Below are 20,874 nucleotides of genomic sequence, written 5' to 3' on the forward strand. Positions count from 1 at the left end.
AACGCTCGGCTGGGCAACCCCAGCCGAGCGCCTGCATAAACTGCTCGCGGCCTGATCAACACGACCACGTGTTGCAACGATCCCTAGAAACCGCCCTCGGTGGGGGCCCTTCAGCGTGTTCCCGCAGGCGGGTCCGAGTCGTGTGACCGGGACGGCCCGCGTCAGACCGTACGGAACGCCAGCACCACGTTGTGGCCGCCGAACCCGAACGAGTCGTTCAGCGCGGCGATCCGGCCCTCCACGGGCAGCTTGCGCGCCTCACCGCGGACGACGTCCGCGTTCGCCTCGGCCTCGGGGTCGATGTTCTCGACGTTGATGGTCGGCGGAGCCACCCGGTGGTACAGGGCGAGCACGGTCGCGACCGACTCGACACCGCCGGCACCACCCAGCAGGTGACCGGTCATCGACTTGGTCGCGGACACCGCGATGTGGTCGGTGTCGTCACCGAACACCTTCCGCAGCGCCTTCAGCTCGGCGACGTCACCGGCAGGCGTCGACGTGGCGTGCGCGTTGACGTGCACGATCTCGGCCGGGACCAGGTCGGTGCGGTCCAGCAGGTTCTGCAGGGCGTGCGCGATGCCCCGCCCCTCCGGCTCGGGCTGCACGATGTCGTGGCTGTCGGCGGAGATGCCCTGTCCGACCGCCTCGGCGTAGACGCGGGCCCCGCGCTTGGCGGCGTGCTCGGCGGACTCCAGGACGATCACGCCGGCGCCCTCGCCGAGGACGAAGCCGTCACGGTCGACGTCGTAGGGACGCGAGGCGCCCTGGGGGTTCTCGTTGTTCTTGGACATCGCCATCATGTTGCCGAACGCGGCGATCGGCAGCGGGTGGATCGCCGCCTCCGTGCCACCCGCGACGACGACGTCGGCGCGGCCGGTGCGGATCATCTCGATGGCGTAGCCGATGGCCTCCGCGCCCGACGCACAGGCGGAGACCGGCGTGTGCACGCCCGCGCGGGCGCCCACGAGCAGGCCCACGTTGGCCGACGGGCTGTTCGGCATCAGCATGGGGACGGTGTGCGGGGAGACGCGGCGGACGCCCTTCTCCTTGAGCACGTCGTACTGGTCGAGCAGGGTCGTCACACCACCGATGCCGGAGGCGATGACCGCACCGAGCCGGTCGGGGTCGACGCTGGAGTCCTCCCCGGCCTTTCCGGTGAAGCCGGCGTCCTTCCACGCCTCCTGAGCCGCGATCAGCGCGAACTGCGCCGAACGGTCCAGACGGCGGGCCTGAGGCCGCGGGATGACCTCGGAGGGCTCCACGGCGATCTGCGCGGCGATGCGGACCGCCTGCTCGGCGGCCCACTCCTGCTCGAGGGGGCTGACACCGGACTTGCCGGCGATCAGGCCCTCCCAGGTAGAGGCCGCGTCGCCACCCAGCGGTGTGGTTGCGCCGATACCGGTGACGACCACGGTGCGATTGGTCGAGCTCACGGGAATTCTTTCTCCAACGGATTCGAGGAGGACAACCCCCGCGCGGGCGGGGATGGCGGCGCCACCGCCGGGTGGCGGGGCAGTCGGCCCGGGCGGCCGGATGGCCTGGCCCGGGCCCTCAGCCCAGGTGATCGGTCGATCAGGCCTGGTGCTTGAGGATGTACTCGGCGGCGTCACCGACCGTCTTGAGGTTCTTGACGTCGTCGTCCGGGATCTTGACGTCGAAGCGCTCCTCGGCGGCGACGACGACCTCGACCATGGACAGCGAGTCGACGTCCAGGTCGTCGGTGAAGGACTTGTCCAGCTGGACGTCCTCGGTGGGGATCCCGGCGATCTCGTTCACGATCTCGGCGAGACCGGCGACGATCTCTTCCTGAGTGGCGGCCATGTCAGGCGCTCCTTCGTAGATATCCAAATGTGTGGCGCCCGCCGCGTCAGCGGCAGGTTGTGCAGTTCCCGCACCGGACCGCATGATCCGGCACGGAGTGCCTAGGGGAGGGTAACGACCGTCGCGGCGTAGACGAGACCCGCCCCGAAGCCGATGACGAGCGCGGTGTCGCCGCTCTTCGCCTCACCGGTCGCCAGGAGCCGCTCCATCGCGAGCGGGATCGAGGCGGCCGAGGTGTTGCCGGTGGTGCGGATGTCACGGGCGACCGTGACGTGCTCCGGCAGCCCCAGAGTCTTCACCATCGAGTCGATGATCCGCACGTTGGCCTGGTGCGGAATGAAGACGTCCAGGTCGTCCGGGGTGATCCCGGCCGCGTCCAGCGCCTGCTGGGCGACCTTCGCCATCTCGAACACGGCCCAGCGGAACACCGCCTGGCCCTCCTGCGTGATCGCAGGGAACTTGACGTTGCCCTCGCTGTCGAGCGGGAGCTCGGAGACGTCGCCGATCCGGAAGCGGTTCCACGGCACCGTCTGCTTGATGGTCTCGGCCTTGTCGCCCTCCGAACCCCACACCGTGGGGCCGATGTGCGGCTCCTCGGAGGGGCCCACGACGACCGCTCCGGCGCCGTCCCCGAACAGGAACGCGGTCGCCCGGTCCTCCAGGTCCGTCAGGTCCGACAGCCGCTCCACGCCGATGACGAGGACGTACTCGGCCGAGCCCTCCACGACCATGCCCTTGGCGAGCGTGAGGCCGTAGCCGAAGCCCGCGCAGCCCGCCGAGATGTCGAAGGCGGCGGCCTTGTTCGTGCCCAGCTTGTCGGCGATCTCGGTGGCCACGGCCGGGGTCTGGCTGAAATGCGACACGGTGGAGACGACGACCGCGCCGATCTGGTCGGCGGCGATCCCGGCGTCGGCGATCGCCTTGCCGGCCGCCTCGATCGACATCGCGGCGACGGTCTCCTCGTCGTTCGCCCAGTGCCGGGTCTCGATGCCGGACCGGGAGCGGATCCACTCGTCGGAGGAGTCGATCTTCTCCAGGATGACCTCGTTCGGTACCACCCGGACCGGGCGGTACCCGCCGACGCCGAGGATGCGAGCGTAGGGGGCGCCTTTGCGTGCCTTGATCTTCGACATGCTCTCGCTCTCCTGATCAGGCGCTGTGCTCGGCGATGAGCTCGCGAGCCGCGTCGAGGTCGTCGGGGGTCTTCAGGGCGAGGGTCTTGACGCCCGGCAGCGCGCGCTTGGCGATGCCGGTGAGGGTGCCCCCGGGGCACACCTCGATCAGCGCGGTCGCGCCCAGCTTCTGGAAGGTCTCCATGCACAGGTCCCAGCGGACCGGGTTGGCGACCTGGCCGACCAGGCGCTTGAGCACCTCGGTGCCGGTCTCGACGGTCTGCCCGTCCTTGTTGGAGACGTAGATGACCTTCGGATCGGCGGGCGTCAGCGCCTCGGCCGCGTGCGCGAGGGCGTCCACCGCGGGTGCCATGTGGTGGGTGTGGAAGGCGCCCGCCACCTTCAGCGGAACGACCCGGCGCACGCCCTCCGGCTTGTCCGCCTCCAGGGCGGCGAGCTGGTCCAGGGTGCCCGCGGCCACGATCTGCCCGGCGCCGTTCACGTTCGCCGGGGTCAGGCCGAGCTTCTCCAGGTGCGGGACGGTCGTCTCGGGGTCTCCGCCGAGCAGGGCCGACATGCCGGTGGGCGTGATCGCGGCGGCGTCGGCCATGGCGAGGCCCCGCTTGCGGACGAGCGTCAGCGCGGCCGTGTCGCCGAGGACGCCCGCGAAGGCCGCCGCGGTGATCTCACCGACGCTGTGTCCCGCGACGGCGCCCGGGACGCCCGCCGCGTCAGCGGCGAGTGTGTCGACACCGAGTGCCGCGGCGGACAGCAGCCCGGCGGCCACCAGCAGGGGCTGGGCCACGGCGGTGTCCCGGATGGCGTCGGCGTCGGCCTGCGTGCCGTAGTGGACGAGGTCCAGTCCGATGGCCTCCGACCAGGCGCCGACGCGGTCGGCGGCGCCGGGGAGGTCGAGCCAGGGAGTCAGGAAGCCGGGCGTCTGGGCGCCCTGGCCGGGAGCGACGAGTACGAGCACTCTCACACTCTCTCTTGGGGACGGCCGGGGCCGCCCGTGGGGACAAGGACGAAGAACCGCAGGGGGTTTTGTGGGCCCCCGACAAAAGACTAGGTCTGGAGATCGCCCTCGGCCAGACGCCCCAGAATCAGGGCGATCCGCAACGTGAACGCGGAGCGTACATCAGAGGGTGACCACCCGGTGACGTCTGTCACACGTCGGAGCCGGTAGCGGACGGTGTTCGGGTGAACGAAGAGCATGCGTGCGGCGCCCTCCAGACTGGACGCCTGCTCCAGATACACGCTGAGCGTCTCCAGGAGCGCCGAGCCCGCCTCCTCCAGCGGTCTGTAGATCTCCTCCACCAACTGCTCGCGCGCACTCGGATCACCCGCGATCGCGCGCTCCGGCAGCAGATCGTCCGCCAGCACCGGGCGCGGGGCGTCCTGCCAGGCAGAACACGCCTTCAGGCCCGCGGCGGCGGCCTGCGCGGACCGGGTCGCGGCCAGCAGATCGGGCACGATCGGCCCGGCCACGACGGGCCCGGCGGCGAACGGCCCGATCAGCGACTTGGCGACCGCGAGCGGATTGTCGCTGCCTCCGGCGATGACGACGAGCCGGTCCCCGAGCACCCCGGTGAGCACCTGGAGCTTGGCGTGCCGCGCGGCCCGCCGAATCGCTTCGACGGTCAACTCGCTGTCACCGTCCGGCGCCGTACCCAGCACCACGCACACATGTTCAGGCGAGTTCCAGCCAAGTGCGGCGGCCCGGCTGACGGCCCCCTCGTCGGCCTCCCCGCTCAGCACCGCGTTCACGACGAGCGACTCCAGCCGCGCGTCCCAGGCGCCGCGGGCCTCGGCGGCCTGGGCGTAGACCTGCGCGGTGGCGAAGGCGATCTCCCGCGCGTAGACGAGGAGCGCCTCGCGCAGCACGGACTCGTCACCGGGGGCGGCCACCTCGTCGATGGCCGACTCCATGACCTCGATGGTGGTGCGCACCATCTCCACGGTCTGCCGCAGGGTGATCGCCCTGGTCAGCTCGCGCGGCGCGGTCCCGAACACATCGGTGGAGATGGCCTGCGGGGCGTCCGGGTGCCGGAACCACTCGGTGAACGCGGCGATACCCGCCTGAGCCACCAGCCCGATCCAGGAACGGTTCTCCGGAGGCATCGCCCGGTACCACGGCAGCGTCTCGTCCATGCGCGCGATGGCCTGGGCGGCGAGGCTTCCGGACGATTTCTCCAGCCGCTTCAGCGTCGCGGCGTGCGGATGGATGGAATGCGCTGGGGGCTCGGTGAGGCGGGCTTCGGGTTCGGGCACGGGGACAAGACTGCCTTATCGGGACGGGACCGTGTGCCGGGGGTCCCGGAGGGCGGGAGACACGGGGCTACGGTGGGGAACGTGATGGACGTACGGCGCGCCGGTGAGCGCTACCGCGGAGGGGACCCGGCCGCCGGGATCGAGTCCCTGCACGCCTTCAGCTTCGGCCCGCACTACGACCCGGACAACCTCCGCTTCGGCGCGGTGATCGCCTGCAACGAGGAGCGGCTGGCACCGGGCGCGGGCTTCGACGAGCACCCGCACAGCCACACGGAGATCGTCACATGGGTGGTGGAGGGCGAACTGACCCACCGCGACTCCACCGGCCACACCTCGGTGATCCGCCCCGGCGACGTCCAGCGCCTGAGCGCCGGGGCCGGCGTCCGCCACGTCGAACGCAACGACGGCGAGACCCCCCTGGTCTTCGTGCAGATGTGGCTGTCCCCTCTGACCCCGGGCGGCGACCCCGTGTATGAGGTCGTCCACGGCATCGCGGACTCCACCCCCTACGCGGTCCCGGAGGCGGGCGCGATGCTCCACGTGCGGCGCCTGGGGGCGGGGGAGCGGACGGCGGTGCCGGATGCGGCGTACGCGTACGTCCATGTGGTGCGGGGCGGAGTACGGCTGAAGGGGGAGGAGCTGGGACCCGGGGACGCGGTGCGGATCACGGGCGCCGAGGGGCTGGAGGCGGTGGCGGTGACGGGGGCGGAACTGCTGGTGTGGGAGATGACGGGTCGGTGACCTGCTGGGCCGCGCCGAGGTCCCCTCGGGCCACATGGCGCACGTCCGGCTTCGGCTTGGTCGCAGTGCCGGACGCCGACCGGCACCCGGGTCCCGTGGATCCCGGGTGACCTCCCGGCGCGAGAGAGGGGTTTTCGCTCGACGGGTGCCTCTCACGGGCGCCGTCAGCCCCGTACCTCCGCCAGCACCGCGTCCGTGAACGGCGTCCACGCCTCGATCGCCCACGGGCCGAAGGCGCGGTCCGTCAGCGCCACGCACGCCACCCCGGCCACCGGATCGATCCACAGGAACGTGCCCGACTGACCGAAGTGCCCGAACGTTCGCGGTGAGGACGAGGAGCCCGTCCAGTGCGGCGACTTGGAGTCACGGATCTCGAAGCCGAGCCCCCAGTCGTTGGGGTTCTGGTGGCCGTACCCGGGCAGCACCCCCTTCGTGCCCGGGTACTGCACCGTCATCGCGTCCGCGACCGTGCGCGGGTCCAGCAGGCGCGGTGCCTGCACCTCCGCCGCGAAGCGCGCCAGGTCCGCCACCGTGGAGACGCCGTCCTTCGCCGGGGAGCCGTCCAGGGCCGTGGACGTCATGCCGAGCGGCTCCAGCACCGCCTGCCGGGCGTACTCGGCGAACGGGATGTCCGTCGCCTTCGCCACATGGTCGCCCAGCACCTCGAACCCGGCGTTCGAGTACAGCCGCCGCTCACCGGGCGCCGACGTCACCCGGTGCTCGTCGAAGGCCAGACCGGAGGTGTGCGCGAGCAGATGACGGACGGTGGAACCGGGCGGTCCGGCCGGTTCGTCCAGCTCGAGCGCCCCCTCCTCGTACGCGACGAGCACCGCGTAGGCGGCCAGCGGCTTGGTCACCGAGGCCAGCGGGAACCGGTGGTCGACCGGGCCGTGCGTGCCGAGGACGGTGCCGTCCGCGCGGACGACCGCCGCGGCGGCGGTGGGGACGGGCCAGTTCTCGATCAGTGCCAGGCTCTGCAGCGACATGCCCTCGAGCCTAAGCGGGCCGGAGGTTCAGCCGCATGGAGGGGTCCGGCTTGCGGACGAAGCCCAGCGACGCGTACAGCGGCTCGGCCTCGGCGGACGCGTTCAGGTCGACCTGCGGGACGTCCCGCTCGCGGAACCAGTCCAGCAGCTCCTCCATGCAGGCGCGGGCGTAGCCCCGGCGGCGCGCGTCCGGATCGGTGGCCACGCTGAAGACGTACCCGACCCTGCCGCGCGGATTGCCCGCCCGCCCGATCCGGTACTCGATCGTCCCGGCCACCAGCGCCGCCAGGGCGCCCGGCCGCTCCGGATGGTCCACGACGAACGCCGCGAAGCCGCCGTCCGGATCGGCGAGCCGGCCGCGCAGCGCGGGCAGGGACTCCTCGTGCCACTCGGTGGAGGCGGAGGCGTGCGCCGCGAAGACCGAGTCGATCATCACCTGGCGCAGGCGCAGCACTTCTTCGGCGTCCTCGGGCAGGGCCCGGCGTACGAGACTCATGCCCGCACGCTAGTCACGGCCGTCGTCCGGGTCTCGCCATTTTCATTACATTCCGCTTGCTTGGAGTGCACTCGAAGGTCCTAGCGTGGACGCCATGACGGTGATCGAGACCTTGGCCGAGGCGGCCGAAAACGGGACCGACATCTGCGGCGTGGCGCCCGGGCGGCACCCCCGCCCCGACGGGCAGGACAGTTACACGATCAGCGAGGTCGTCGCCTTCACCGGCCTGACGGCGCACACCCTGCGCTGGTACGAGCGGATCGGGCTGATGCCCCACGTGGACCGCTCGCACACCGGCCAGCGCCGCTACAGCAACGCCGACCTGGACTGGCTCGACCTCGTCGGCAAGCTCCGGCTCACCGGCATGCCCGTGGCCGACATGGTGCGCTACGCGGAACTGGTGCGCGCCGGAGACCACACCTACGCCGAGCGGTACGAACTCCTGGAGGCGACCCGGCGGGACGTGCTCGCCCGGATCGCGGAGCTCCAGGACACGCTCGCGGTCCTCAACCGGAAGATCGATTTCTATGCGGACGCCGGGCGCGCCCTGGCGTCGGAGAGGCCCCGATGACGGACAGCAGGATCCCGCAGGTACGGCTCGGCGACGGCGGCCCCGAAGTGGGGGTGCAGGGACTCGGCTGCATGAGCATGACCTTCGCGTACGGCCCCGCGGACGCCGAGGAGTCGCGCGCCACCCTGGAGCGGGCGCTGGAGCTCGGCGTCACCCTGTACGACACGGCGGACATGTACGGCGCGGGGGAGAACGAGAAGTTCCTGTCACCGTTCTTCAAGGCGCATCGGGAGGAGGTGGTCATCGCCACCAAGTTCGCGATCTCCGTCCCGCCCGACGACCCGTTCAAGCGGATCGTCCGCAACGACCCGCCCTACATCCGGCAGTGCGTCGAGGCGAGCCTGAAGCGCCTGGACGTGGACGTCATCGACCTCTACTACATGCACCGCCGGGACGTGAACGTGCCGATCGAGGAGACCGTCGGCGCCATGGCGGAGCTGGTGCGCGAGGGCAAGGTCAAGCACCTCGGCCTCAGCGAGGTCACCGCCGATGAACTCCGGGCGGCGCACGCGGTGCACCCGATCGCCGCGGTGCAGTCGGAGTGGTCGCTGTTCAGCCGGGACATCGAGGCGAAGGTGGTGCCGGCCGCAGAGGAGCTTGGCGTGGCCCTGGTGCCGTACTCGCCGCTCGGCCGCGGCTTCCTCACGGGCTCCTTCGTGAACGCGGAGACGGAGCTCACGGAGCAGGACTTCCGCCGTACGATGCCCCGCTTCACCGGCGAGAACGCGGCGGCCAACGCCGCGCTCCTGGAGCCGATCCGGTCGGTCGCGAAGGCCCACGGCGCCTCGCCGGCGCAGATCGCGCTGGCCTGGGTGCAGCAGCAGGCCACGGTGCGGGGCCTGCCGGTGGTGCCGATCCCGGGCACGACCAAGCGCCACCGCGTCGAGGAGAACGTCGGGGCCACCCGGATCGTCCTGGCGGAGGAGGAGTTGTCCCTGCTGGAGCCGATCGCGTCGCAGGTGGCGGGCGACCGCTACCCGGACATGAGCTTCACGTCGGTGGGCCGGGAGTAGTACGGAGCCTCGCGCTCACAGCTCCGCCAGCAACTCCGCCTTCTTCACGGAGAACTCCTCGTCCGTGACGAGCCCCGCCTCGTACAACTCCCCGAGATGCCGAATCCGCTCGGCGATGTCCGCCGGGTCCCGCCGAGGGGCGGGCACCGCGACCGGGGTGGTGCCCGCGGCCCGCGCCGCGGCCAGCACGGCCGCGGCGAACGGCAACGACTCGTGAACGGGGCCGTAGCCGAGCCCGAAGACGACGGCCGCGGGGTCCTGGTCGGGCTGGGCCGGCTGCCCGCCGCCGTCGCGGCGCAGCAACCGCAGGTACCCCTCGGACACCTCCGGCGACCGCCACTCCACCCCGCTGAGGTCGCCGACCGGGAAACTCTGGTCGCCGGCCTTCCACTTGGCCGAGGACGCGCCCGTCCAGAACCAGCGGAAGGACACCGCCTTGCCGTCGAAGGACGCCTTCCCGTCGTACGCCTTGAACTGGAGCGGAGCCTCGGGCGCCGCGACCAGGAACCGCTCGGCCGGGGTGGCGTCCCCGCCGATGCGGGCGCGCAGCTCTTCCGCGCAGGACTCGGCGAGGGGCTCGCGGTCGGCGGGCAGGACCAGCCGGTAGGGGTCGGAGGTCTCCTTGAGCTGTCCGTCCGCCGCCTCCATCAGCGGGTCGGCACCGGGTCTCGGCACCGCGTGCAGGACCACGGTCCCGCGTCTGCCCGGGCTGAGCGTGACCCCCGCGATCGCCTCCAGGGGGATGCGGCGCCGCCCGAGCGCCTGGAACAGCTTCGGTGTGCGGATCCCCCGTTCGAAGCGGATGAGCACGGAGTCGGACTCGAACTCCCAGACGGCATGAAATCCGGCCAGTACGTCACCCATGCGGCTCATCGTATGCGGCACGCGCTCCTCCGTCGCTCCCCGAGCAGACCGCAATTCCTGGTCTTCTACGCGCGTCCGACCGGCACCATGCCGGGCAGATCCGCCCGGCACGCGTCATCGTCGTGCGCGCACCGCACCGTGTCGTACGCCCCGACGCCGATGTCGGCGAAGTTGCGCAGGCTGTCGGTGCCCGGCGTGAAGTAGCCGGCGTGGCCCTTCGCCCCCTGCGCGGACAGCAGCCTGGCGCCGAAGGCGCGGGAGACCGGGTCGGCGCCGTGGCCGAGGCCCCCGACCTCCAGGTACGGCACGTCCTGGATCCAGTCGTCGGCGTCCCGCATGGCCCAGACCCGGGCCGTGGTGTGCAGCCCGGCGGCCGACTCGGCGCGCATGCCGGGGCTGCCCGCCACCGCTATGTCGGACACCCGCGCGGGCAGCGTGCGCGCGGCGATCCCGCAGAGCACCGAGCCGTAGCTGTGGCAGTAGAGCTGGACGGTCGAACGGCCGGGCAGGGCGCGCAGGAGGGCGTTGAGCCGGACGGCGCCCTGCTCGGCGCGCATCGCGGTCGCCGCCTCCATGCCGAGGCCGCTGGGCGAGGTGTAGTCGGCCCAGGCGATCACGGCCGTCCGGGTGCCGGGGCTCGCCGCGTGCTCCGCCGCGTACAGCGACTGGGCCATGCCGACCGGGGCCGAGTACGGGCGGACGGTGCGCTGGAAGGTGAGCAGGTCGGTGTCGACGCCGGGCACGACGACCGAGATCCGACGGGCGGAGACCAGGTCGCCGAAGACCTCCGCGATGCGGCCCGAACCGTCCGGGTCGAAGGCGAGGATCTGCCGGCCCTTCTCCATGAGCGCCTCGAAGCGGTGCATCAGGCGGCCCGCGTCCTGCTGGCCCACCGATGACAGCCGGTCGTCGTGCATCCGGGCGCGCTCGACCTTCCGCTGCTGGTCGAGGGCGATGCGGTTGGCCTCGTAACGCAGGCCCACCGGCGCCCCGTTCATGTTGCCGACCGCGAGCGGGTAGCGGTGGACGAGCCGGGAGCGCTGGTGCGCGTCGAGCGAGGAGAAGAAGCGGGCGAGGCGGGCCGGGGAGTCGCCGGGGTCCGGCAGCCTGTGTCCGGCCATCGTGCCGTGCTCCCACGCGGAACGCGACGCCTCGAGGGGCGTCGCGCCACGGTGGCTGCGCACGGCGGTCCAGCCGGTCGTCGCGAGCATCACGAAGACCACGGCCAGCGCGAGCAGCGCGCGCCAGGCGTTGAGTTGCGGGGAGGTGTCGAAGGAAGTCACTGGAAGGACACACTAGGAGAACGAGAGGGTCTCGCGTTAGCCGAGTGATGCGTCTCACGTTTCTCGTATGTCAATTGGGGCAAAACGGGTAGCCCTTGCGTTCGATCGTCACGCTAAGTCGATGAGGTGCACATCACTTGGCACGCGCTGTCACGACGAGGTCACCCTTCCGGCGACGGCCCTTCCCGGACGCGCCGGGAATTCGCTTGACGTCCACGCGACCGACACGGAATCAGTTCCCGCGACATACGTACGTTCGGCGTTCGTGCGGAGTGCGTACGACATGCGTACGTCGTCACTCCGTGCGCCACTTGTCCGCCAACGCGGGGCGGAGGGCGTCGAGATACGAGGCCGTCAGCTCGCGGATCGCCGCCACGCTGGTGTCGCCGCCCGCGCTCCACAGGCGTTCCGTGACCCGGATCACCCCGCTGAACACGGCCACCGCGACCCGGGGCCGCGGGTCCCTGTCCACGTCGAGTCCCTCGCGTGCGGCGATGATGCGGGCGATCTCCTCCTCCAGCTCCGCCGAGCGGCGCAGATGGGTGGCGAACAGGGTGGGCGTCGACTCGATCAACCGGTAGGTGCGCATGTGGAGTTCCACCGGGACGATCCGCTCGATGGCCTCCCCGATGCGGTCCCAGCCCTCCAGCACCGCCTGTCGCAACGCCTCCAACGGGCCCTCTTCGAGCGGCCGTCCGCGCAGGACGTCGACGAAGTGCTCCTCCGCGAGGGAGTGGGCGAAGAAGACGACGTCCTCCTTGCCGGCGAAGTACCGGAAGAAGGTGCGCTGCGAGACGTCCGCCGCCTCGGCGATGTCGTCGACGGTCGTCGTCTCGTATCCCCGGGTGGTGAACAGCTCCAGGGCGGCGCGCAGCAGCGCGTCCCGGGTGCGCCGCTTCTTGCGCTCGCGCAGCCCCGGTCGCGACGCCGTTTCCATGAGCCCTCATTCCGTTCATCCGCCCGGTTCACACTATCGGCGAACGACGTGACAGTTACTGAATTGTGAACTGGTTTGTCAATTGTCAGTGGCTGTCACTAGCCTCGAACACATGACTAGTCAGACCATCGACACGACAGGGCCGGGGGACAAGGCGCCGGAAGCCCCGTCGGAGTCCGCGCCGGGCAGGGGGCTGCGCGGGCACCCGTGGTTCACCCTGATCACCGTTGCCGTGGGGGTCATGATGGTGGCCCTCGACGGCACCATCGTGGCCATCGCCAACCCGGCCATCCAAAAGGACCTGGGCGCCAGCTTCGCCGATGTCCAGTGGATCACCAACGGCTACTTCCTCGCCCTGGCGGTCTCCCTGATCACGGCGGGCAAGCTCGGCGACCGCTTCGGTCACCGGCAGACCTTCCTCGTCGGCGTCACCGGCTTCGCCGCCGCCTCGGGCGCCATCGGCCTGTCGCACAGCATCGCCGCGGTCGTCACCTTCCGCGTCTTCCAGGGCCTGTTCGGCGCGCTGCTGATGCCGGCCGCGCTCGGCCTGCTGCGGGCCACCTTCCCGGCCGAGAAGCTGAACATGGCGATCGGCATCTGGGGCATGGTCATCGGCGCCTCCACCGCGGGTGGCCCGATCCTCGGCGGCGTCCTCGTCGAGCACGTCAACTGGCAGTCGGTGTTCTTCATCAACGTGCCGGTCGGTGCCCTCGCCCTGATCCTGGGCCTGGTGATCCTGACCGACCACCGTGCCGAGAACGCCCCGCGTTCCTTCGACATCCTCGGCATCGCGCTGCTGTCCGGCGCCATGTTCTGCCTGGTCTGGGCCCTGATCAAGGCCCCGACGTGGGGCTGGGGCGACGGGAAGACCTGGCTGTTCATCGGCGCCTCCGTGCTGGGCTTCGTCCTCTTCTCCGTCTGGGAGACGAAGGTGAAGGAGCCGCTGATCCCGCTGTCGCTGTTCCGCTCGGTGCCGCTGTCCGCGGGTGTCGTCCTGATGGTCCTGATGGCGATCGCCTTCATGGGCGGCCTGTTCTTCGTCACCTTCTACCTGCAGAACGTGCACGCGATGAGCCCGGTCAAGGCCGGCCTGCACCTCCTGCCGCTCACCGGCATGATGATCGTCGGCTCCCCGCTCGCGGGCGCGCTGATCACCAAGCTGGGCCCGCGCATCCCGCTGGCCGGCGGCATGCTCGCCACCACGGTCGCCATGTACGGCATGTCCACCCTGAAGGCGGGGACCGGCAGCGCCACCATGTCGCTGTGGTTCGCCCTGCTGGGGCTCGGCCTCGCCCCCGTGATGGTCGGCGCCACCGAGGTCATCGTCGGCAACGCGCCGATGGAGCTGTCCGGCGTGGCCGGCGGTCTCCAGCAGGCCGCCATGCAGATCGGCGGCAGCCTCGGTACGGCGGTACTGGGCGCCGTCATGGCCTCCAAGGTGGATCACGCCCTGCCCGGCAACTGGAAGGACGCGGGGCTCCCGCCGCTCAGCCAGGCCCAGCTCGACCAGGCTGCCGAGGCGGTGCAGGTCGGCGTCGCCCCGGTGCCCAAGGGCACGCCCGAGGCATTCGCCGCGAAGATCACCTCCGTAGCGCACGACACGTTCATCTCCGGTATGAGCCTCGCCTCCCTGGTCGCGGCCGGAGTCGCGGCCGTGGCCGTACTGGTCGCGCTGCTCACCAAGCGCGGGGAGAATGCGGAGGCGGGCGCCGGGGCCGCCCACATCTGACCCGGCACAGGCCCGGTTTCCCTCATCAGGGTGAAGGCGCTCAAGATCCCTCCCGCCGGGCGGGCGCCGCGGGTCACAGTGGGTCACGTCCTGCGGTGCGCTGCCGGAGGGGGGCAGCGCACCGGCAGGACTGAAACGCGAAACGGGGGTACCCGCACCATCAAGCCCGAACCGACGGCCGAGTCAGGGAGTTGATGATGGCGGGCTTCGGACACGGAACGCGCAGGTACCCCCGCTCACGGAGCCGGATGTGGTCCCGGAGCGGGCCGGATCGCGCGACGCTCGGGATCGTCGGAGTCATCTGTGCGATCGCGGGCTTCTTCGCCCTCGGCATCGTCCTTGGCCCGGTCGCGGTCGTCTGCGGCTGGCTGGCCATGGGCCGCACCTGGACGGGAAGCCGTTCGGTGCCGGCCCTGGTGGCCGTGGTCTTGGGAGCGATCGACACGCTCCTGGCGATCGTGTGGCTCGCCGGGGCGACCCCCGGCTGGCCGTGACCCGCTCAGGCCCTGCGACACGGTGCCGGTGACGGCACTGCCGGACCGGGTCCCGGAGTACGACGCCGGCCGCGCCCCTGAACAGGGCAATCGTCGACGTGCGTGCTGCGGGAGGACCGGGCAGCCCGACGGGGCGGTCGGCCTTCCGCCGGGGGACGACCGGCCCCCATGCCGGAAAACAGACGGGCCCCCGCCGCTCCTCACGGGAGCGGCGGGGGCCCGCGGCGGTCGTGGCGCGGATCAGCGCAGGGCGCCGACCTCGCTCGCCGACAGGGTCCGCGGGTACACTTGCACGTCGCCCAACGGGCCTGCGTCGACTGCTCGTTCATGCCCACGTCGTATAAGAACGTGAAGACGTGTGACGACGAAGGGCGGCGGGGACCGGGTCCCGCCGCCCTTCCACCGCTCAGGCCGAGCGCAGCGTCACCTCACGCGTCGCCGCCCGCCGCGCCCGGGTCCGCCGCCGTCACGTCGAGCAGCCGGTACCGGTCGATCGCCTGCTTCAGCACCGAGCGGTCGACCTTGCCCTCCCGCGCCAGCTCGGCGAGCACCGCCACCACGACCGACTGCGCGTCGATGTGGAAGAAGCGCCGCGCCGCCCCGCGCGTGTCGGCGAAGCCGAAGCCGTCCGCGCCGAGCGACTGGTACGTGCCCGGCACCCAGCGCGCGATCTGGTCCGGAACCGACCGCATCCAGTCGGACACCGCCACGAACGGACCCTCCGCGGCGCCGAGCTTCCGCGTCACGTACGGGACACGCTGCTCCTCCTCCGGGTGGAGCAGGTTGTGCTCCTCGCACGCCACGGCCTCGCGCCGCAGCTCGTTCCAGGAGGTCGCCGACCAGACGTCGGCCTTCACGTTCCACTCCTCGGCGAGGATCCTCTGCGCCTCGACCGCCCAGGGCAGGGCGACACCCGAGGCCATGATCTGCGCCGGGACGCTGCCCGCCGTGCCCTCGCTGAAGCGGTAGATGCCCTTGAGGATGCCCTCGACGTCCACGTTCGCCGGCTCGGCCGGGTGCTGGATCGGCTCGTTGTAGACGGTGAGGTAGTAGAAGACGTCCTCGCCGTGCGGGTGCTCGGGCGACGAGCCGTACATCCGGCGCAGACCGTCCTGCACGATGTAGGCGATCTCGTAGGCGAACGCCGGGTCGTACGCCACGCACGCCGGGTTCGTCGAGGCGAGCAGCTGCGAGTGGCCGTCCGCGTGCTGCAGGCCCTCACCGGTCAGCGTCGTACGGCCCGCGGTCGCGCCGAGGACGAATCCGCGCGCAAGCTGGTCGGCCATCTGCCAGAACTGGTCGCCGGTGCGCTGGAAACCGAACATCGAGTAGAAGACGTACACCGGGATGAGCGGCTCGCCGTGCGTGGCGTACGCCGAGCCCGCCGCGATCAGCGACGCCGTGCAGCCCGCCTCGGAGATGCCGTCGTGCAGCATCTGCCCGGTCGGCGACTCCTTGTAGGCGAGCAGCAGGTCCCGGTCCACGGCCTCGTACTGCTGGCCGAGCGGGTTGTAGATCTTCGCGCTCGGGAAGAACGAGTCCATGCCGAAGGTGCGGTACTCGTCGGGCGCGATCAGCACGAACCGCCTGCCGATCTCCTTGTCCCGCATGAGGTCCTTCAGCAGTCGAACGAACGCCATGGTGGTGGCGATGGACTGCTGACCGGAGCCCTTCTTCACGGTCGCGTACGTCTTGTCGTCCGGCAGCGCCAGCGGCTTCGACCGCACGACGCGCGTCGGGACGTACCCGCCGCACGCCTTGCGCATGTCGTGCATGTACTGGATCTCCTCCGAGTCCCGGCCCGGGTGGTAGTACGGCGGCGGGCCGGACTCCAGCTCCTTGTCGGAGATCGGCAGGTGCAGGCGGTCCCGGAAGTGCTTCAGGTCGGTGACCGTCAGCTTCTTCATCTGGTGGGTGGCGTTGCGGCCCTCGAAGTTCGGGCCCAGCGTCCAGCCCTTGATCGTCTTGGCCAGGATCACCGTCGGCTGGCCCTTGTGGGCCTTGGCCGCCGAGAAGGCCGCGTAGATCTTGCGGTGGTCGTGACCGCCGCGGCCCAGGTGCAGGATCTGGTCGTCGGTCATGTTCTCGACCATCGCGCGCAGCCGCAGGTCGTCGCCGAAGAAGTGCTCGCGGATGTACGCGCCGGACTCGGTGGCGTACGTCTGGAACTGGCCGTCCGGCGTCGTGTTCATCTTGTTGACCAGCACGCCGTCCCGGTCCTGGGCCAGCAGCGGGTCCCAGGAGCGGTCCCAGATCAGCTTGATCACGTTCCAGCCGGCGCCCCGGAAGACCGACTCCAGCTCCTGGATGATCTTGCCGTTGCCGCGCACCGGGCCGTCCAGGCGCTGCAGGTTGCAGTTGACGACGAAGGTCAGGTTGTCCAGGCCCTCGCGGGCGGCGATCGAGAGCTGCCCGAGCGACTCCGGCTCGTCCATCTCGCCGTCGCCGAGGAACGCCCACACGTGCGACTTGGAGGTGTCGGCGATGCCGCGCGCCTCCATGTAGCGGTTCATCCGCGCCTGGTAGATCGCGCCGATCGGACCGAGTCCCATGGAGACCGTCGGGAACTCCCAGAAGTCCGGCATCGAGCGCGGGTGCGGGTAGCTGGAGAGCCCGTAGGGCGCCTTGGACTTCTCCTGGCGGAAGCCGTCCAGGTGCTGCTCCGTGAGCCGGTCCAGGAGGTACGCGCGGGCGTAGATGCCCGGCGAGGCGTGGCCCTGGAAGAAGACCTGGTCGCCGCCGTCGCCCTCGTCCTTGCCGCGGAAGAAGTGGTTGAAGCCCACGTCGTACAGCGAGGCCGAGGAGGCGAAGGTGGCGATGTGGCCGCCGACGCCGATGCCGGGCCGCTGGGCGCGGGAGACCATGACGGCGGCGTTCCACCGGGTGGCGTTGAGGATCTTGCGTTCGATCTCCTCGTTACCGGGGAAGAACGGCTCGTCCTTGGTCGCGATGGTGTTCACGTAGTCCGTGCTGCGCATCTCGGGCACGGCCACGCGCCGCTCACGGGCCCGCTCGATCAGACGGAGCATCAGGTAGCGGGCCCGCTCACGGCCGCGCTGGTCCACGGCGGCGTCGAGGGAGTCGAGCCACTCCTGGGTTTCCTCGGGATCGAAGTCAGGAACCTGACTCGGAAGGCCGCCAATGATGATCGGATTGCGATCGGATCCGGAAGCCACGCTGTTCCTTACCTGTCAGAGGGCCACTTTTTCCTGTGCTGCACCGGTCCCCATCGTGTACCTCGGGGAAGCGAAACGTCATCTCTACCGCGAGGTAACCACGGCGGCGGGCCGGATGTTCAGGGGCGGGCCCGATCAAAACGCAACGATACGCCCAGGCCGTGACGCGCCCCGCAAAGTTATTCGAGAGGCGTACCCGCGGATGATTCCGGAATGCGCAAACCGGGCAGAACGGTGTGGTGTAGGTCACCCTGCGGCGCGATACCGTGCCTGGAGTTGCGGCGACACGGCCAGGATCGTCACCGTTTCGGCGGTCTGAACCGCCGGGTACTTGCGCGATCCGCCCCGCCCGTGTGGACTACGGCCAATGCTTCGCGTACGCGCGTGGCTGAGATACTCACCAAGACATGATCAGGAGGCAACCCGTGAGCGCGACCGCGGACCACGCGGAGGAGCGGACGAACCCTGCCGTCAGGCTGGGGTTCCAGCCCGAGCAGGTGGTCCAGGAGATCGGCTACGACGACGATGTCGACCAGGAGCTTCGCGAGGCCATCGAGGAACTCATCGGCAGCGAGCTCGTGGACGAGGACTACGACGACGTTGCCGATGCCGTGGTGCTGTGGTTCCGCGACGAGGACGGCGACCTGACGGATGCGCTGGTGGACGCCACCACGTACGTCGAAGAAGGCGGCTCGATCCTGCTCCTCACGCCGAAGACCGGCCGAACGGGCTACGTGGAGCCCAGCGACATCTCTGAAGCCGCGACGACGGCGGGTCTGTCGGCGTCCAAGAGCGTCAGTGTGGGCAAGGACTGGAGCGGCTCGCGTCTGGTGACGCCGAAGGCCGCCAAGTCCAAGCGGTGACGCTCCGCTGAGCGGGGCCGTCGGCCGGGATGGCCCTCCCGGGGGCCGCGCCCCCGGCACCCATCGGCCGCACGGCCTCGTCCTCGCACCGCCCCGAGCTCGTCGAGCAGGGGGCACCCCCGGGACGGGCTGATTTCGCCGGGCCGGGCCGAGACATCGGCTCAGCCCGGCCTCTTCGCACCGCGCGTCATGGTCACTGCGTAGGGTGGTCCTGCTCCGACAGTCCCGTCGAAAGAGAAAGCAGGACCATGGCGATCCAGGTCGGCGACAAGGCCCCCGACTTCGAGCTCAAGGACAACCACGGCGCGACCGTGAAGCTCTCCGACTTCCGCGGCCGGAAGAACGTCGTGCTGCTCTTCTACCCGTTCGCCTTCACCGGCGTGTGCACCGGCGAGCTGTGCGCGCTGCGCGACAACCTGCCGACGTTCGTCAACGACGACACCCAGCTGCTCGCCGTCTCCAACGACTCCATCCACACCCTGCGCGTCTTCGCCGAGCAGGAGGGCCTGGAGTACCCGCTGCTGTCCGACTTCTGGCCGCACGGCAACATTTCGCGCGCGTACGGCGTCTTCGACGAGGACAAGGGTTGCGCGGTGCGCGGGACCTTCATCATCGACAAGGAGGGCGTGGTGCGGTGGACCGTCGTCAACGGCCTGCCGGACGCGCGTGACCTGAACGAGTACGTGAAGGCGCTCGACACCCTGTGACGCCGTGCCGAAGGGTCCGCCCGAGGGGCGCGCCCCTTCGGCTTACTTCGGTTCCAAGGCCTGTGGGGCGTGGGAACCCGTCACTAGGATCGACTCGTTGATCCGGTACATCGCACGACGGGGCTCCCCGCCCCTGGACACCAATGGAGGGACTCGTGGGAGTCAGCCTCAGCAAGGGCGGCAACGTATCGCTGACCAAGGAGGCCCCCGGCCTGACCGCGGTCCTCGTCGGACTCGGCTGGGACGTCCGCACCACCACCGGCACCGACTTCGACCTGGACGCCAGCGCTCTGCTGCTGAACTCGGCGGGCAAGGTGGTCAGCGACCAGCACTTCGTGTTCTTCAACAACCTCAAGAGCCCCGACGGCTCCGTGGAGCACACCGGTGACAACCTCACGGGTGAGGGCGAGGGCGACGACGAGGTGATCAAGGTCAACCTCGCGGCGGTGCCGGCGGACGTCGAGAAGGTCGTCTTCCCCGTCTCGATCTACGACGCCGAGAACCGCCAGCAGTCCTTCGGCCAGGTGCGCAACGCGTTCATCCGCGTGGTGAACCAGGCCAACCAGCAGGAGATCGCCCGGTACGACCTCAGCGAGGACGCCTCCACGGAGACCGCCATGGTGTTCGGCGAGCTCTACCGCCACGGCGCCGAGTGGAAGTTCCGCGCCATCGGCCAGGGCTACGCCTCGGGCCTGCGGGGCATCGCCCAGGACTTCGGCGTCAACGTCTGACCCGGGCGCACCAGCGCACGGGCTCCTCCGCACCGCCCGCACCGCCGAGCACCGTCCGGCGCGGGCGGTGCGAAGGAGCCGTTCGCTGCCCGCGGCCGCGCGCCCCGGGGCGGCCTGCCTGCCTCCGGTCTGCGACGACTTTGCCGACGCGGCCCCCGAGCCTGCGACCGCCGAGGGTTTCCGCTCCGGCGGCCGGGGAGAAACCAGGACCACCAGGGGAGGACCCCCGACCAGCGGGGGCCGGCCCCACGAGCGGGGGCCGACCCCATCAGCCGGGGCCGACCCCATCGCCGGGGACCCACCCCGGCCACCGGGGGAGGAGCCCCCGCCACCGGGGGACCAACCCCCGGCGACCGGGGGTCCCGCGCCCCCGGGCAACCACGTACCGGGGAGGATCAGGATCATGGGCGTCACGCTCGCCAAGGGAGGCAACGTCTCCCTCTCCAAGGCCGCACCGAACCTCACGCAGGTGATGATCGGGCTCGGCTGGGACGCACGCTCCACCACCGGGGCGCCCTTCGACCTCGATGCCAGCGCACTGCTGTGCAGCGGTGGACGGGTCCTCGGCGACGAGTGGTTCGTCTTCTACAACCAGCTCAAGAGCCCCGACGGCTCCGTCGAGCACACCGGCGACAACCTCACCGGTGAGGGCGAGGGCGACGACGAGACCATCCTGATCGACCTCTCCAAGGTCCCGCCCCAGTGCGACAAGATCGTCTTCCCCGTCTCCATCCACCTCGCCGACGAGCGCGGCCAGACGTTCGGCCAGGTCAGCAACGCCTTCATCCGCGTCGTCAACCAGGCCGACGGCCAGGAACTCGCCCGCTACGACCTCAGCGAGGACGCCTCCAGCGAAACGGCCATGATCTTCGGCGAGGTGTACCGCTACGGCGGCGAATGGAAGTTCCGTGCCGTGGGGCAGGGGTATGCGTCGGGCCTGCGGGGCATCGCCCTGGACTTCGGGGTCAACGTTTCGTAAAGCCGGGTGTGGCGACGGGGGACCGGGATTCATGCCGCTGCCGTATCCGCATCGGGCCCGAACCCCTCGACACGTCGCCGACTTCGGATGATCGGAGTGC

At 70.6% G+C, this 20,874-nt stretch carries 20 protein-coding genes; 9 read left to right on the top strand and 11 right to left on the bottom strand.

What is annotated here, in order from left to right; translation table 11 throughout:
• Nucleotides 1–161 precede the first annotated feature (161 nt).
• From fabF to fasR, 5 genes are all read right to left on the bottom strand, one after another.
• Nucleotides 162–1,433, bottom strand: coding sequence for a beta-ketoacyl-ACP synthase II (gene fabF / locus ACZ4SW_RS34960; RefSeq protein WP_468253112.1), 1,272 nt, complete (start codon nt 1,431–1,433; stop codon nt 162–164).
• Nucleotides 1,434–1,572: 139 nt separating this feature from the next.
• Nucleotides 1,573–1,821 carry an acyl carrier protein gene (locus ACZ4SW_RS34965; protein ID WP_043440034.1) on the bottom strand — a complete coding sequence of 83 codons (249 nt, stop codon included), beginning with the start codon at nt 1,819–1,821 and terminating at the stop codon, nt 1,573–1,575.
• A 101-nt stretch (nt 1,822–1,922) separates the two neighbouring features.
• A complete protein-coding gene (locus tag ACZ4SW_RS34970; protein ID WP_468253113.1) occupies nt 1,923–2,954 on the bottom strand; it encodes a beta-ketoacyl-ACP synthase 3 in 1,032 nt (343 codons plus the stop codon).
• Between the two features lie 16 nt (nt 2,955–2,970).
• Entirely contained in the window at nt 2,971–3,909 is a 939-nt protein-coding gene (locus ACZ4SW_RS34975; protein WP_468253114.1) for an ACP S-malonyltransferase, read from the bottom strand.
• Nucleotides 3,910–3,998: 89 nt separating this feature from the next.
• Nucleotides 3,999–5,204, bottom strand: coding sequence for a fatty acid biosynthesis transcriptional regulator FasR (fasR, locus tag ACZ4SW_RS34980; protein WP_468253115.1), 1,206 nt, complete (start codon nt 5,202–5,204; stop codon nt 3,999–4,001).
• Between the two features lie 81 nt (nt 5,205–5,285).
• Here fasR and ACZ4SW_RS34985 point away from each other — a divergent pair, with 81 nt between their 5' ends.
• On the top strand, nt 5,286–5,945 hold the full coding sequence (locus ACZ4SW_RS34985; protein ID WP_468253116.1) for a pirin family protein: 660 nt from the start codon (nt 5,286–5,288) through the stop codon (nt 5,943–5,945).
• 164 nt (nt 5,946–6,109) lie between these two features.
• Here the strand turns inward: ACZ4SW_RS34985 and ACZ4SW_RS34990 are convergent, their stop codons facing one another.
• Together ACZ4SW_RS34990 and ACZ4SW_RS34995 are read right to left on the bottom strand one after the other, a co-directional pair.
• The gene (locus ACZ4SW_RS34990) at nt 6,110–6,931 is read right to left on the bottom strand and encodes a serine hydrolase domain-containing protein (protein ID WP_468253117.1); all 822 of its coding nucleotides are present in this window, start codon (nt 6,929–6,931) and stop codon (nt 6,110–6,112) included.
• Between the two features lie 10 nt (nt 6,932–6,941).
• Nucleotides 6,942–7,427, bottom strand: a complete 486-nt coding sequence (locus tag ACZ4SW_RS34995; protein WP_468253118.1) for a GNAT family N-acetyltransferase — start codon at nt 7,425–7,427, stop codon at nt 6,942–6,944.
• A 94-nt stretch (nt 7,428–7,521) separates the two neighbouring features.
• Here ACZ4SW_RS34995 and ACZ4SW_RS35000 point away from each other — a divergent pair, with 94 nt between their 5' ends.
• Nucleotides 7,522–7,998: a MerR family transcriptional regulator gene (locus ACZ4SW_RS35000; protein ID WP_468253119.1), complete on the top strand. Its 477-nt coding sequence runs from the start codon at nt 7,522–7,524 to the stop codon at nt 7,996–7,998.
• Nucleotides 7,995–9,011: an aldo/keto reductase gene (locus ACZ4SW_RS35005; protein ID WP_468253120.1), complete on the top strand. Its 1,017-nt coding sequence runs from the start codon at nt 7,995–7,997 to the stop codon at nt 9,009–9,011. The genes ACZ4SW_RS35000 and ACZ4SW_RS35005 overlap by 4 nt, the downstream gene beginning before the upstream one ends.
• 15 nt (nt 9,012–9,026) lie before the next feature.
• Here the strand turns inward: ACZ4SW_RS35005 and ACZ4SW_RS35010 are convergent, their stop codons facing one another.
• From ACZ4SW_RS35010 to ACZ4SW_RS35020, 3 genes are all read right to left on the bottom strand, one after another.
• A complete protein-coding gene (locus ACZ4SW_RS35010; protein ID WP_468253122.1) occupies nt 9,027–9,875 on the bottom strand; it encodes a DUF4429 domain-containing protein in 849 nt (282 codons plus the stop codon).
• A 65-nt stretch (nt 9,876–9,940) separates the two neighbouring features.
• Nucleotides 9,941–11,158: an alpha/beta hydrolase gene (locus ACZ4SW_RS35015; RefSeq protein ID WP_468253123.1), complete on the bottom strand. Its 1,218-nt coding sequence runs from the start codon at nt 11,156–11,158 to the stop codon at nt 9,941–9,943.
• A gap of 295 nt (nt 11,159–11,453) precedes the next feature.
• The gene (locus tag ACZ4SW_RS35020) at nt 11,454–12,095 is read right to left on the bottom strand and encodes a TetR family transcriptional regulator (protein ID WP_468253124.1); all 642 of its coding nucleotides are present in this window, start codon (nt 12,093–12,095) and stop codon (nt 11,454–11,456) included.
• A 112-nt stretch (nt 12,096–12,207) separates the two neighbouring features.
• Between ACZ4SW_RS35020 and ACZ4SW_RS35025 the strand changes: the two genes are divergently transcribed.
• Both ACZ4SW_RS35025 and ACZ4SW_RS35030 read left to right on the top strand, forming a co-directional pair.
• Nucleotides 12,208–13,824: an MFS transporter gene (locus tag ACZ4SW_RS35025; RefSeq protein WP_468253125.1), complete on the top strand. Its 1,617-nt coding sequence runs from the start codon at nt 12,208–12,210 to the stop codon at nt 13,822–13,824.
• A 194-nt stretch (nt 13,825–14,018) separates the two neighbouring features.
• Nucleotides 14,019–14,318, top strand: coding sequence for a small hydrophobic protein (locus tag ACZ4SW_RS35030; protein WP_468253126.1), 300 nt, complete (start codon nt 14,019–14,021; stop codon nt 14,316–14,318).
• Between the two features lie 428 nt (nt 14,319–14,746).
• Here the strand turns inward: ACZ4SW_RS35030 and aceE are convergent, their stop codons facing one another.
• Nucleotides 14,747–17,494, bottom strand: coding sequence for a pyruvate dehydrogenase (acetyl-transferring), homodimeric type (gene aceE / locus ACZ4SW_RS35035; protein WP_468253127.1), 2,748 nt, complete (start codon nt 17,492–17,494; stop codon nt 14,747–14,749).
• A gap of 425 nt (nt 17,495–17,919) precedes the next feature.
• Here aceE and ACZ4SW_RS35040 point away from each other — a divergent pair, with 425 nt between their 5' ends.
• The 4 genes from ACZ4SW_RS35040 to ACZ4SW_RS35055 all read left to right on the top strand — a co-directional run bounded on the left by ACZ4SW_RS35040 (nt 17,920) and on the right by ACZ4SW_RS35055 (nt 20,774).
• Nucleotides 17,920–18,357 (top strand): DUF3052 domain-containing protein, encoded by a 438-nt coding sequence (locus ACZ4SW_RS35040; RefSeq protein WP_468253128.1) that lies wholly within the window; start codon nt 17,920–17,922, stop codon nt 18,355–18,357.
• 248 nt (nt 18,358–18,605) lie between these two features.
• Complete coding sequence (locus tag ACZ4SW_RS35045; protein WP_468253129.1) at nt 18,606–19,064, top strand: peroxiredoxin; 459 nt, start codon at nt 18,606–18,608, stop codon at nt 19,062–19,064.
• A 155-nt stretch (nt 19,065–19,219) separates the two neighbouring features.
• Complete coding sequence (locus tag ACZ4SW_RS35050; protein WP_468253130.1) at nt 19,220–19,795, top strand: TerD family protein; 576 nt, start codon at nt 19,220–19,222, stop codon at nt 19,793–19,795.
• A 403-nt stretch (nt 19,796–20,198) separates the two neighbouring features.
• Entirely contained in the window at nt 20,199–20,774 is a 576-nt protein-coding gene (locus ACZ4SW_RS35055; protein WP_468253131.1) for a TerD family protein, read from the top strand.
• The last annotated feature ends 100 nt before the right edge of the window (nt 20,775–20,874 follow it).

This window comes from Streptomyces sp. NPDC028331 (assembly GCF_055565775.1).